General features: G+C 36.6%; 10 protein-coding genes. All 10 read left to right on the forward strand.

From position 1 onward, the window contains the following. Window positions 1-28 precede the first annotated feature (28 nt). The 10 genes from ACFO3O_RS16005 to ACFO3O_RS16050 all read left to right on the forward strand — a co-directional run bounded on the left by ACFO3O_RS16005 (window position 29) and on the right by ACFO3O_RS16050 (window position 13572). Entirely contained in the window at window positions 29-1423 is a 1395-nt protein-coding gene (locus ACFO3O_RS16005; protein WP_379980614.1) for an NAD-dependent succinate-semialdehyde dehydrogenase, read from the forward strand. A 327-nt stretch (window positions 1424-1750) separates the two neighbouring features. Beyond that, window positions 1751-4600, forward strand: coding sequence for a VPS10 domain-containing protein (locus ACFO3O_RS16010; RefSeq protein WP_379980616.1), 2850 nt, complete (start codon window positions 1751-1753; stop codon window positions 4598-4600). A 549-nt stretch (window positions 4601-5149) separates the two neighbouring features. Beyond that, a complete protein-coding gene (locus ACFO3O_RS16015) occupies window positions 5150-5818 on the forward strand; it encodes a succinate dehydrogenase cytochrome b subunit (RefSeq protein ID WP_379980618.1) in 669 nt (222 codons plus the stop codon). An 11-nt stretch (window positions 5819-5829) separates the two neighbouring features. Next, window positions 5830-7842 carry a fumarate reductase/succinate dehydrogenase flavoprotein subunit gene (locus ACFO3O_RS16020; protein WP_379980620.1) on the forward strand — a complete coding sequence of 671 codons (2013 nt, stop codon included), beginning with the start codon at window positions 5830-5832 and terminating at the stop codon, window positions 7840-7842. A 40-nt stretch (window positions 7843-7882) separates the two neighbouring features. After that, a complete protein-coding gene (locus tag ACFO3O_RS16025) occupies window positions 7883-8266 on the forward strand; it encodes a four helix bundle protein (protein WP_379980622.1) in 384 nt (127 codons plus the stop codon). Window positions 8267-8282: 16 nt separating this feature from the next. Then, window positions 8283-9029 (forward strand): succinate dehydrogenase/fumarate reductase iron-sulfur subunit, encoded by a 747-nt coding sequence (locus tag ACFO3O_RS16030; RefSeq protein WP_379980624.1) that lies wholly within the window; start codon window positions 8283-8285, stop codon window positions 9027-9029. A gap of 540 nt (window positions 9030-9569) precedes the next feature. Next, the gene (locus ACFO3O_RS16035) at window positions 9570-10682 is read left to right on the forward strand and encodes an AI-2E family transporter (protein ID WP_379980626.1); all 1113 of its coding nucleotides are present in this window, start codon (window positions 9570-9572) and stop codon (window positions 10680-10682) included. Between the two features lie 76 nt (window positions 10683-10758). Beyond that, window positions 10759-11313, forward strand: coding sequence for a helix-turn-helix domain-containing protein (locus ACFO3O_RS16040; RefSeq protein WP_379980628.1), 555 nt, complete (start codon window positions 10759-10761; stop codon window positions 11311-11313). A gap of 17 nt (window positions 11314-11330) precedes the next feature. Further along, a complete protein-coding gene (locus ACFO3O_RS16045; RefSeq protein ID WP_379980630.1) occupies window positions 11331-11777 on the forward strand; it encodes a response regulator in 447 nt (148 codons plus the stop codon). A 7-nt stretch (window positions 11778-11784) separates the two neighbouring features. Continuing rightward, window positions 11785-13572, forward strand: a complete 1788-nt coding sequence (locus tag ACFO3O_RS16050; RefSeq protein WP_379980632.1) for a CHASE3 domain-containing protein — start codon at window positions 11785-11787, stop codon at window positions 13570-13572. Window positions 13573-13690 lie beyond the last annotated feature (118 nt).

A 13690-nucleotide genomic window follows, 5' to 3' on the forward strand; every position in this document is an offset into this window, starting at 1 on the left:
ACGCTCAGGATTGTGCGTAAGAAACTATATGAAAGACAGAGAAATAATGGGCGGATTTAGAACGATAAACCCCGCCACCGAAGAAACCATTCAAGAATATCAGTATATGACTCATGATGAAATGATCAACGCTGTAGAAAATTGTCATCATGCATTTTTAGATTGGAAAACAAAGTCAGCAGATACACGCGCTTCAATTATTAAAAAAATAGGAGAAGGGCTTATGCAACGTCGTGAAGAGTTCGCAAAGCTTATGACTCAGGAAATGGGTAAAGTCGTGAAGCATGGCTTCCAAGAGATAAAATTATGCGCAGGTATTTGTGAGTACACGGCAACAGAGGGAATTAAAAGTTTGGAAGATGAAGAAAGAACGTTAAGCGATGGAGGAAAAGGAATGATTACCTATGCTCCTATCGGGGTTGTGTATGGTGTACAACCTTGGAATTTCCCATGTTACCAGGCAATTAGATACGCGATAGCTAGCTTAGCCGCTGGAAATGGTGTTTTGTTAAAACACGCCGAATGTTGCACAGGTTCTGCTTTGTTATTACAAGAAATCATGGAAAATGCTGGCTTACCCAAAGGATTGTTTAAAGTATTACTGATCAACACAGATCAATCCAATGATGTGATTGCTAATGATTATGTAAGAGGTGTCACATTTACAGGAAGTGTAGGTACAGGAAAAATCATAGCTCAAGAAGCTGCTAAGCACGTCAAGAAAACAGTATTAGAATTAGGGAGTAATGATGCCTATATCGTACTAGAAGATGCAGATATAACTATGGCAGCAGAAACTTGTGTAAGAGGAAGAACTTATAATAATGGTGAGGTGTGTATCGCAGCAAAACGGTTTATTGTTGTAGAAAGCGTTTATGAAGAATTTAAAGAGAAGTTTGTTGCAGGCATGAAACAAGTGGCATACGGTGATCCTACTAATAGAGATACGGCCATGGGTCCATTAGCTCGTAAAGACTTACGAGAAGAGTTGCACGACCAAGTAGAGAGAAGTGTCCAAAAAGGGGCTGAGATTTTGTTAGGTGGCGAGATGCCAAAAGGAAAAGGTTTTTTCTATCCAGCCACTGTATTGGAAAACGTACAACCGGGACAGCCTGCTTATGAAGAAGAGTTTTTTGGTCCTGTAGCAAGTCTTATTAAAGCCAAAGATGAGAAAGACGCTATGCGCATTGCAAATGATAGTCGCTTTGGACTTGGCGGCGGTATTTTTACGAAAGATGTAGATAAGGCCGTTCAGCTTGCTAAAAATCATTTTGATACAGGAATGGTTTTTATAAATTCCTCAGGGAGTAACGAGCCTAGTATGCCATTTGGCGGAGTAAAAGATTCTGGATATGGTAGAGAACATGGAGGTTTTGGGATCAAGGAATTTGTAAACGTAAAAGCGATTATGCCTATAAAATAATTTAGATAGTTGCTTGGGTACACTTTCGTAATTCAATTAGATTTTGCATAAATCTCTTTGTCAGTTTGCTCCTGAAAATTAGCGCTTAATTTAATGATGAATACACATAAAAAGGTTGGTTTTACAAATGAAGCCAGCCCTTTTTATGCTTAAAAAAGAAGATTTACGCCCTGTTTGTAACCATAAAAATGACATTCAGAGAAACATTCAACAGTAATTCTTGTTAAACTCCTTCCAAAAACTTTCACATAATTTCACATTTCCGTACTTTGATACCGCTAAAACCGATTAATTAACCAAAATATCTCCGTCCATACGGGCAATACTATGAAATTAAGCACTTTCCTATGTTTGGGTGTTACTGTGTTCGCTTTCGCGAAAGCGTACCCTCAACAACCTGCAACTTCAGCCGAAGATGTCCAACAATCCATCTCTCAAAAACGTACGGCACAACAGAATTCACTTGTTAAGAACCTTCCTTTTGAAAACATAGGACCCACCATTATGAGTGGTCGTGTGGTAGATCTTGCGGTTAATCCTGACATGCCTTCAGAGTTTTACGTAGGCTATGCGAGTGGTGGCGTTTGGTATACTAATAACAATGGGACTACGTTTGAACCGATACTTGATACAAGTGATACGCAAAATGTAGGTGACATTGCTGTCGATTGGAAAAGTGGGACCATTTGGGTAGGAACGGGAGAAAACAACGCCTCACGTTCTAGTTATGCAGGTATCGGAATCTTAAAATCAACCGATAAAGGAGCAACATGGCAACATATGGGGCTTACAGACTCGCATCACATCGGACGTATCTTAATCAACCCATCCAATCCAGATGAGGTAGTTATAGGTGTAACAGGTCATTTATATTCTAATAATGATGAGCGCGGCGTTTATAAAACAACCGACGGCGGAAAGACGTGGACAAAAACACTGTATGTAAATAGTGAGAGTGGGATCATCGACATAGATCATGACCCTGCCAATTTTAACCTGATGTATGCATCGGCTTGGGATAAAGACCGTAAAGCATGGAATTTTGAAGGTGCAGGCATAGGATCAGGTGCTTATAAAAGTACCGATGGGGGTACAACCTGGCAGAAACTCGACGGATTTCCTTCAGGAGATGGTGTGGGGCGTATCGGCTTTGCAGTATATGATGCAAATACCGTCTATGCGGTGCACGATAGTCAATTTCGCCGAAAGGCAGAGGGGAAAAACAGTAATGCTGCTGCCGGCTTGTCAAAAGACGATTTTAAAACCATGAGTAAAGAGGCATTTCTAGCGCTAGATGATACGAAGTTAAATGCCTTTTTAAAGACCAATAACTTTGATAAAAAATACCAAGCAAATACGGTAAAAGATATGGTGCGCAGCGGAGCCGCACAGCCTGTTGATCTTGCTAAGTATCTGGAAACAGCCAATACACAGTTATTTGACACCCCTGTGGTAGGCGCCGAGGTATACCGATCTGATGATGCCGGAAAAACATGGAAAAAAACACATGAAGGGTATCTAGATGGTATTTATAGTAGTTATGGATACTATTTTGGAGAGATTCATGTCAACCCACAAGATGATCAAGATATTTATATTTATGGAGTGCCGATTGTAGCTTCAAAAGATGGCGGGAAAACGTTTAAGAGTATAGACGGAGACAATGTACATTCAGATCACCACGCCCTTTGGATCAACCCTAAAAATGAAAAACACCTTATTAACGGAAACGATGGAGGAGTGAATATTACCTATGATGATGGCGAGAATTGGATCAAAGCAAATTCACCTTCTGTAGGGCAATTTTATTACATTCAAGTAGATAATGAAGAGCCGTATAATGTATATGGTGGACTACAAGATAATGGCGTATGGGTAGGTCCAAATACAGCGCAAGAAAATAAGAGATGGCATCAAAGCGGTCAATACCCGTGGGTAAGTATCATGGGTGGTGATGGGATGCAAGTACAAGTAGATAATCGTGATGCCAATGTGGTGTACACAGGATTTCAATTTGGAAGTTACTTTAGAATCAACCGTGAGACCGAAGAATTTAAGCGTTTTAATATCAAGCACGAACTAGGAGAAACTCCGTATAGATTTAATTGGCAAACCCCTATTTTATTGAGTCCACACAATCAGGATATCCTTTATTTGGGCGGTAATAAACTAATGCGCTCTATGAATCAAGGGGATGATTGGACTGCTATAAGTGGTGATCTTACCAACGGTGGGAAAGATGGAAATGTTGCCTATGGTACGCTCGCCACTGTGAGCGAATCTCCTTTTCAATTTGGATTGATCTATACGGGAAGTGATGATGGTAAAGTATTTGTCACAAAAGATGGCGGTGGCAGCTGGACAGATATTAGTGCCGGTCTTCCAAAAGATTTGTGGGTCTCTCGTGTTGTGGCTTCAGCGCATAAAAAAGAACGTGTATATCTTACCTTAAATGGGTATCGTTGGGATGATTTTACAACCTACGTGTACGTGTCTGATAATTATGGACAAACCTGGAAGAATATTTCTGGAAATATCCCAATGTCTCCAGTCAATGTAATCGTAGAAGACCCTAAAAAAGAAAATATTATCTATGTCGGGACAGACAATGGCGCTTATGTGAGTATTGATAGTGGGCGTAGTTATCACGCTTTCGCGAAAGGGTTGCCAGCTGTAGCAGTACATGATATAAAAATTCAGAAAAGAGAAAATCATCTCTTACTAGGAACGCATGGAAGAAGTATTTACAGAACTGATATCACAACGATTCAGCAGATGGATCCCTCTAAAAATGTACAGATTTTTGATGTAGCTTCCTTACGTAGTTCTAGGAGATGGGGGAATAGTTTTAGTCCGTGGAGAGATGCTTTTGAGCCTTCACTAGCGGTTTCTTACTTTACAAACTATGCAGGTAAGTTTTCGATGGTGGTTAAAGATGCAAATGGAAAAGAGTTACAGCGTATTCCATTAAATCCCCAAACAGGAATCAATGTCGTAGATTATGATATGTCAATCACCGAAAAGGGGAAGAAAGCACTAGAAAAAGCCAATACCGAACTCAATATTTCAAAGGCGAGTAACGGCAAATATTACTTAGCCAAAGGATCGTACACTATCGAACTTGACGGTGGTGGCGGAAACGCTACAGCAGCGACCACCAAGTTAGAGGTGAAATAAGACTTCGATATTTCTATGATTTCAAAAAGCAGTTAAGGGTTCTTAGCTGCTTTTTTTGTGCTTTTGCAAGCAAATAGCTAAAAGGAATATTTCGCTTACTTTTAACCCGCATTATGCATTAGAAAATCTATTACAACTTAAATAAGCTTCAAAATATACCGTTACACTACCTTTTTAAGTTTAACCATAGCGATGCTATGCTAAAACTCAGAAAACGCCATATTTTATTGCTTCTTTAAACCTCATTACGAAGTTCTAATGCATAATGCGGGTTTAATTTATATTTTATGATTAGCGATTTTATTTCATACATCTATGGAATCGATTAGTAGGAGGTTTGTAACCCATAAAAATATCTTAAAAAACATTCATAAATATTGAAAGTGTTTAATGTTACTCTTTTTGTTTGCCAATGTTTTGGTGAATATATCAAACAGAGTCTCTGCGCTTCTTATAATCATTCTAAATAGTATGATTCCATGCCCTGTATAGTTGTTAAAATAACGTTTGCGCCGTACATTTGTGTGAATTATTTAAATCAACTTTTTAATGAGCGGATTATTAAAATCTTCGATAGGTAGAAAAGTGGCTATGGCGCTTTCAGGCCTTTTTCTCGTTGTTTTTCTTACACAACATTTTGTCATAAATAGTACTTCTGTACTTGCACCAGACTTATTTAACTCCTGGTCCCATTTTATGGGAACTAATGGTCTTGTGCAATTTGCTTTACAACCCGTATTAATTTTTGGGGTTGTTTTTCACTTTGTTATGGGATTTGTACTAGAACTTCAAAACCGTAAAGCACGTCCCGTGAAGTATGTAAGCTATAAAGGAAGTGCCAATGCAAGTTGGATGTCCCGTAATATGATTATTTCAGGGTTAGTGATTCTTGCCTTTTTAGGATTACACTTTTATGATTTCTGGATTCCTGAAATGATACACAAGTATGTAGAATTTGCTCCAGAAGACCCTACGAGATATTATGCAGAGACGGTTCACAAGTTTGAAAGCCCTGTGCGTGTAGGGTTGTATGTGATTTCCTTTGTCTTACTAGCATTGCACCTGTGGCACGGATTTGCCTCTACATTCCAATCAGTAGGATTTAATAATAAGTATTCTGCTGGGTTGTCCAAATTTGCCAAGGTGTGGTCAATTGCAATCCCTGTTGGATTTATCATTATTGCAGTATATCTGCATTTCAATCAAATCCCTCACTAAAAAATAAAGCTATGGCATTAGATTCAAAAATACCTTCAGGACCACTAGCTGATAAGTGGACAAAACATAAAAATGATATTAATCTTGTAAACCCAGCCAATAAGCGTCTTATAGACGTTATTGTTGTCGGAACGGGTCTTGCAGGAGGATCTGCAGCGGCAACGCTTGCAGAATTAGGATATAACGTAAAAGCATTTTGTTTCCAAGACTCTCCGCGTCGTGCGCATTCTATTGCAGCGCAAGGAGGAATTAACGCAGCAAAAAACTACCAAGGTGATGGGGATTCTACCTATCGTCTTTTTTACGATACTGTAAAAGGAGGAGATTACCGTAGCCGTGAGGCAAATGTATACCGCCTTGCTGAGGTATCTACAAATATTATAGATCAATGTGTTGCACAAGGAGTGCCTTTTGCACGTGATTATGGAGGACTACTCGATAACCGTTCTTTTGGAGGTGTATTAGTAAGTCGAACGTTTTATGCAAAAGGACAAACAGGACAGCAACTCTTATTAGGAGCGTACTCTGCAATGAACCGCCAGATAGGGCGTGGTAAAATAAAGATGTATAACCGTCACGAGATGCTAGACATCGTAAAAGTAGATGGGAAAGCAAGAGGAATTATCACGCGTAACCTAGTAACGGGTGAGATTGAGCGCCATTCTGCTCACGCCGTTGTGTTAGGAACTGGAGGGTACGGAAATGTATTTTACCTTTCTACAAACGCTATGGGATCAAATGTGACGGCAGCGTGGAAAGCACACAAAAGAGGTGCTTATTTTGCAAATCCTTGTTATACACAAATTCACCCAACATGTATTCCAGTATCGGGAGACCACCAGTCTAAATTAACACTGATGTCTGAGTCTCTTCGTAATGATGGACGTATTTGGGTGCCTGCCAAAAAAGAAGATGCAGAAGCTATTAGAGCAGGGAAATTAAAACCAACCGCTATCCCAGAAGAAGATAGAGACTACTATCTAGAACGTCGCTATCCAGCCTTTGGAAACTTGGTGCCACGTGATGTAGCATCAAGAGCCGCCAAAGAGCGTTGTGATGCAGGTTTTGGAGTTAATAAAACAGGAGAAGCTGTATTCCTTGACTTTGCTGCGGCTATTCAACGTTATGGGAAAGAGCAAGCATACGTGACGCATCAAGATGCAAATGATGCTACACTCGTAAAAAAATTAGGACAGGAAGTGGTAAAAACCAAATACGGGAACCTCTTTCAGATGTACAATAAAATTGTAGATCAAGATCCTTATGAAACACCTATGATGATTTATCCTGCGGTACATTATACCATGGGAGGACTTTGGGTAGATTATAATTTACAGACTACCGTAGAAGGATTATACGCTATTGGAGAAGCTAACTTCTCAGATCATGGGGCTAACCGTTTAGGAGCTTCTGCTTTGATGCAGGGACTTGCAGATGGATACTTTGTACTTCCGTATACGATTGGAGATTACTTATCAAATGACATTCGTACAGGACCTATTTCTACAGATTCTCCAGAGTTTGAAGAAGCAGAGAAAAACGTACGCGATCAAGTAGCGGCCCTTGTCAATAACAATGGAACAAAGCCTGTTGATTATTTCCATAAAAGATTAGGAAAGATCATGTGGAACAAATGCGGAATGTCTCGTAACGCTACAGACCTTCAAAGTGCCATTGATGAGATTGCAGCCTTGCGCGAAGAGTTTTACAGAGAAGTTCGCGTACCAGGTACTGAAAATGAATTTAATGAAGAGCTCGCAAAAGCACTTCGTGTTGCAGATTTTCTTGAACTAGGAGAACTCTTTGCTAAGGATGCGCTTACGCGAAATGAATCCTGTGGAGGTCACTTCCGAGAAGAGTCTGTAGAGCTAGATGGCCCACAAAAAGGAGAAGCATTGCGTGACGATGAAAACTTTACGTTTGTTTCTGCTTGGGAATATAAAGGAGCGCCTAAAGATGCTGTATTGCATAAAGAGGAGCTTAATTATGAGAATATAGAAGTAAAACAAAGAAGTTATAAGTAGTTAAACGTGAATTGTTAAGCGTTAAACGGGGATAAGTTACATGGGTACTATCAAAAGTTTTGAAGATTTGATGTGTTGGGAAAAAGCACGAGTTCTTAGAAACGATGTAAAAGATATTATCAATACCTTTCCAGACTACGAAAAATATGGATTGGTGTCACAAATGCGTAGAGCCTCTCGTTCTGTGACTCACAATATAGCAGAAGGATATGGACGTTTTCATTATCAAGAAAATATCCAATTTTGTAGAATATCAAGAGGATCATTACATGAACTGTTAGATCAGTTTATAACTGCTTTGGATGAGAATTACATCTCAGAAGAGGTATATTTAAAACACAAAAAACAGGTTAATAGTTGTTTAGCAGTATTAAATGGATACATTAACTATTTAAAGAAAGCCAAAACTCCGATTAACTTTTAACCTTTAACTTTTAACTATGAAGTTAACATTAAAAATTTGGCGTCAAAAAAACGCACAAGCTAAAGGACAAATGGTGACATACCCTATTGATGGGATTGATGGAGATATGTCTTTCTTAGAAATGATGGATGTGCTCAATAATGAACTCATCAATAAAGGCGATGAGCCTGTTGTCTTTGATCATGATTGTCGTGAAGGAATTTGTGGTTCTTGCTCTATGTTTATTAATGGAGAAGCCCATGGTCCAGATCGTTTGGTAACGACCTGTCAATTACACATGCGTAAATTTAAAGATGGTGATACTATTACTATTGAGCCATTTCGTGCCGCAGGATTTCCAGTGATAAAAGACTTAATGGTGGATCGCTCTGCTTTTGATCGTATTCAGCATGCTGGGGGATTCATATCTGTAAACACTTCAGGTAATACACAGGATGCAAATGCAATTCCTATTGAAAAAGCAAAAGCTGATGCTGCCTTTGATGCTGCTACTTGTATAGGTTGTGGTGCATGTGTAGCAAGCTGTAAAAACTCTAGCGCTATGCTCTTTGTAAGTGCAAAGGTAAGTCAGTTTGCATTATTGCCTCAAGGAAAAATAGAAGCAACAGACCGTGTGATGAATATGGTAAAGCAAATGGATGAAGAAGGATTTGGTAACTGTACAAACACTGGCGCTTGTGAAGTAGAATGCCCAAAAGGAATCTCATTAGAGAATATTGCACGTATGAACCGCGAATATATGGCGGCTACAATGAAAGGCTAATGCTTTCTCGCATAGGCGCGAATTCTATAAAACTAATCCCAAGACCTTTAGTAGCGTTTTGGGATTTTTTTTTGCTTTTTTTTGCTTTCGCGAAAGCGTAAAAATAGAAGACACCTATCTTTTTACACGCCCTCTTATGATCGCAATAAAAAAGAGGGTTGAAAATAATAATAGAACGCATTTTGCCATACTTGTATACGTTGCTGATATATCTAAATTTCCAAAGCCAATGATTGCAGAAATTATTGAAATACAAAAACAAGTGATACCCCAGCGAGTCATAATGGTTTAGATTTAAATTATTAATAAATGATTGAAAGTCATTTGCATCAAATGACGTTACAAATATCATTTAATAGGAGTAGCCTTGTGTTATATAATTTTTGGTAATTGTTATATTATTGATAATTACGCAGAATAATAGGTGCGTATGTTTCTATAAATCATATAATAAATGGAGTGAATTCTATAAACGTTTAAAAGTTAATTAAGCATATTTTTGCCATACAATTCTATACACGCTTTCAATTTACATATAAGATGACTACAAAAAACACCTCGTCAAATTTTGCTTTTAACATCATTGCGATTATAGCTGTGGTATTTGCTTTATACGTGCTAAAAACTCTACTCATGCCATTATTGCTAGCTGCGATATTTGGAATTATGATTTTTCCAGTTCAATTATTTTTAGAGAAGAAATGGAGGTGTAATCGATTGTTTGCTACTATTTTCTCTATTGTAATCATGTTTGGATTTACGGTAATACTTGTATTTCTTATTGTTACACAGCTTAGAGAGTTTATGGATAATGGGAGTGAATATATCTCGAAAATCACAGAAATATACACAAAGGCACTTAGTGTGGTAGAGCGGTCTTTAGATGTGAGTAGTCGTGATTCTTTATTGAAAAAAAATGTAGGATTTAGCGAGCTTCTTAAAGGGAATTTTGATAAAATATCAACTTTTATCTTTGAGTCAGGAGCCATTTTTAGCGATTTTGTTCTCATACCTATTTATATGTTTTTCTTCTTATACTATAGACGTTTTCTTAGAAGTTTTACCTATCGTCTATTTTCAAAAAAGTCAAAATCTTATATAAATACAGTTATAAAAGAAATATACCATATACAGCAAAATTATTTGGTTGGATTACTTAAAGTAATGTTGATTGTAGGGATTTTAAATACAACAGGATTATTACTTCTAGGTATTGATAATGCTATATTTTTTGGTTTTTTTGCAGCGTTATTACTTGTTATACCTTATATAGGTGTGATTATCGGTGCATTATTACCAGCATTAGTAGCATTAGTGACAAAAGATAGTTATTGGTATGTTTTTGGGGTATTGGCATTATTTAGTGTAATACAATTTATAGAAGGTAATTTTATAACTCCAAAAGTTACTGGAGGAAAAGTGAGTGTAAACGCTTTTATAGTAATTTTTTCTCTTATTGTATTTGCCATGTTATGGGGAGTTGCTGGAATGGTTGTAGCTATTCCGATAACGGCCACAATAAAAATACTATGTGACCATTCTGAAGAATATAAGGCGTTTGGGTTTTTGATAGGAGAACCTGAAAATAAATTTCTAAAAAGTAGGGCAAGAAGCCGATTAAAAAAATGGAAAGCGATTAGAAAAAAGCGATAAGAATGTAAATTAATATAATGTTGAGTATTTGAACTTAAAATTTTAAGCATATTTTTACGTACCAATAGTAAATAGAATGAAGCTTTTTATAAAATTTGATTTTAATGCAGTGTGTAACGCTGTTTTAAAAGATTGTTTAGATGCGTTAGGTTTAAAATATGAAATATTAAATTTTGGAGAAGTTGCTTTTTTAGAGAAAGTTCCTGATCACAAATATGAAGAGTTTGTTGCTGCTTTAGCACCTTATGGGATCGAGATTGTAGAGGATCACAAACGTATATTAGTTCAAAAAATAAAAGATGCCATTATAGATATGGTATACAATTCAGATACCGAGGTACACGTAAAAAGCTCTGTGTATTTGTCAGAAAAACTAGAGCATAGTTATGGATACCTCTCTAATCTTTTTTCGGAAGTCACTTATACTTCTGTTGAGAATTTTATCATTCTGCAAAAGATTGAATACACAAAACAATTGATTATTAATGAGAATAAAAGCCTTACAGAAATAGCTTTTCAACTCAATTATTCAAGTGTGGCGCATTTGAGCACACAATTTAAAAATACCACTGGTATTACCCCCTCAGCTTTTCAAAGAATTATAGCAAAACGAAGAGAAGAAAATAACTAATTTAATATACGAGAAGGATGGCAACTGATTATACACATATTATTCTAGCAGATGATGATGAAGACGACAGACTATTTTTTACAGATGCTTTTGATGAGTTAAAAATGACTACTAAAGTGAGTACCTATAATGATGGTGCTTATCTTATGGATTATTTAAATCAAGAAGATGCTATCTTACCTAATATTCTTTTTTTAGATTTAAATATGCCCCGCAAATCAGGAATGGAGTGCTTGAAGGAGATTAAAGAAAATCCAAGATTTAAAGATATTGTCATCGCTATATATTCTACTTCTGCCTCAGAAGAAGATATTGAAAACACCTTTGTAAAAGGCGCTAATATTTACATTAAGAAGCCTAGTAGTTTTAAAGTGTTAAAAAAAGCATTGTCTAACGTTGTGACTACTAATTGGCAATACCACACTAACGGCCTTAATAAAGATAATTTTTTACTAAGACTTTAATTAAACTATGATGATTCGGAAAATATATAAATCTTCTTGGTTTATTAAAGTGGTATTTGTGGTGAGTCTATTTGCTATTATTTTTATCGCGGGACTCGGTTATAAACACATCACAAACCTCTCAAAATCTACAGACTTGGTCATCCATGCCTTTAAAGTCAATGTAGAATTAGAGCAAATATTATCCTATCTAAAAGATGCAGAAACTGGACAACGAGGTTTCATTATTACACGAGATTCATCTTATCTAAAACCTTTTTTCGAGGGTCGGATCAAAGTAAATAACAGTTTTGCAGAATTAAAATATTTGACAATTGATAATCCAGAACAACAGGAAAATCTTAAAGAATTAAGCACGCTTATAGATAAAAGACTGGATAATCTAGAAATAGCCAGTAATTATGCCATAAAAGAGCAAACTGATCTAGCTCAATTTAAAGATGCCTTTCAAGAAGGAAAAGACTATATGAATGCTATCAGAAGTAAGCTCAACTATATGATTACCCTTGAAAGCGATTTACTTAAAAAGCGCAATGAGAAATATACAAGCACAGCAAAGATTACTCCTATATTTTTATATGTCTTTATTCTACTCACACTAGTTTTGATGTATGCCGCTTACGCGAAAATAAACTCCGATATAGATAAACTTAAAAAATACAATCAACAGTTAAAAGTATTTAAAGAAGCGACAAAACAATCTGAAATTATAAATAAACATGGAAGCTGGCGTTGGAATGTAGAAGAGGATACCTTTCACTTTTCTGATAATCTTTTCAGACTCTTGGGAGAAGAGCCTAACTCTTTTGATCAAAGCATAGAAAACTTCATGCAATTTGTTCATCCTGAAGATGTAGAGAAACTTTCTGCTCAAGTCGAAAAAATGAAAGAAGAAAAAGATCTTCCCTTTATAGTATATAGAGTTATTCATAAAAATGGATCCATCCATTACCTTAAAGCCTACGGGAAAAGCACTGTAAACTCAGAGGGCCATACACAACTCTTAGGAACAACCACAGACATCACAGACGAAATAGATCATTACAACACGTTAGAAAAGCGTAATAAGGAGTTAGAACTCAATAATAAAGAATTACAAGCCTTTAATTATGTAGCGAGTCACGATTTGCAAGAACCCCTGCGTAAAATCCAAACATTTTTATCTAGGCTAGAAGATAAGGAACACGATAATCTTTCTGAATCAGGTAAAAAATACGTAGAACGTATCCATGTTGCTGCGGGGCGCATGCGATTACTCATAGATGACCTATTGCAATATTCAAGAACAAATAAGTCAGATGAGGTACTTAAAGAAAGTAATATTAATACGCTGTTGGAAGATGCTCAGCAAGATCTAGCTGAAGTTATTGTTTCAAAAAATGCAACCATTACGGTAGATAAAATACCAAACATGAAAGTGATCCCTTTCCAGATACAGCAGCTATTTGGAAATCTAATAGGAAACTCATTAAAATACAGCAAAAAAGACCTTGACCCTGTGATTACCGTTACTTATGAGCAGGTGAGCTCTGAGGATGATAAAAAATTATCAAAAGGATCATTTAACGAATATCATAAAATTGTTATTTCAGATAACGGAATTGGTTTTGAGCAAGAATATGCTGATAAAATCTTTTCATTGTTCAGCAGACTTCATAATAAAGATGAATATTCTGGTACAGGAATAGGGCTTTCTATCTGTAGAAAAATTACAGATAATCACAGAGGATTTATTTTTGCAAAAGGAAAACCTAATGAGGGAGCTACATTTGTGATTTACCTTCCTGTAATATAAATCACTCTCTTTAAAATATGAAAAGCCACATTCAAGCCTTTGAATGTGGCTTTTTACATAATACCTACTCGTTATATCGTAATTACATAACAAACTTCAAAAATCGTGTAAGACGCGA

This window comes from Dokdonia ponticola (genome assembly GCF_042653865.1).
GTDB lineage: Bacteria > Bacteroidota > Bacteroidia > Flavobacteriales > Flavobacteriaceae > Dokdonia > Dokdonia ponticola.

Excerpts from the sequence above, each read along its gene's own strand:
- ACFO3O_RS16005 (WP_379980614.1), top strand. The coding sequence starts at position 29 with ATGAAAGACAGAGAAATAATGGGCGGATTTAGAACGATAAACCCCGCC.
- ACFO3O_RS16010 (WP_379980616.1), top strand. The coding sequence starts at position 1,751 with ATGAAATTAAGCACTTTCCTATGTTTGGGTGTTACTGTGTTCGCTTTC.
- ACFO3O_RS16015 (WP_379980618.1), top strand. The coding sequence starts at position 5,150 with ATGAGCGGATTATTAAAATCTTCGATAGGTAGAAAAGTGGCTATGGCG.
- ACFO3O_RS16020 (WP_379980620.1), top strand. The coding sequence starts at position 5,830 with ATGGCATTAGATTCAAAAATACCTTCAGGACCACTAGCTGATAAGTGG.
- ACFO3O_RS16025 (WP_379980622.1), top strand. The coding sequence starts at position 7,883 with ATGGGTACTATCAAAAGTTTTGAAGATTTGATGTGTTGGGAAAAAGCA.
- ACFO3O_RS16030 (WP_379980624.1), top strand. The coding sequence starts at position 8,283 with ATGAAGTTAACATTAAAAATTTGGCGTCAAAAAAACGCACAAGCTAAA.
- ACFO3O_RS16035 (WP_379980626.1), top strand. The coding sequence starts at position 9,570 with ATGACTACAAAAAACACCTCGTCAAATTTTGCTTTTAACATCATTGCG.
- ACFO3O_RS16040 (WP_379980628.1), top strand. The coding sequence starts at position 10,759 with ATGAAGCTTTTTATAAAATTTGATTTTAATGCAGTGTGTAACGCTGTT.
- ACFO3O_RS16045 (WP_379980630.1), top strand. The coding sequence starts at position 11,331 with ATGGCAACTGATTATACACATATTATTCTAGCAGATGATGATGAAGAC.
- ACFO3O_RS16050 (WP_379980632.1), top strand. The coding sequence starts at position 11,785 with ATGATGATTCGGAAAATATATAAATCTTCTTGGTTTATTAAAGTGGTA.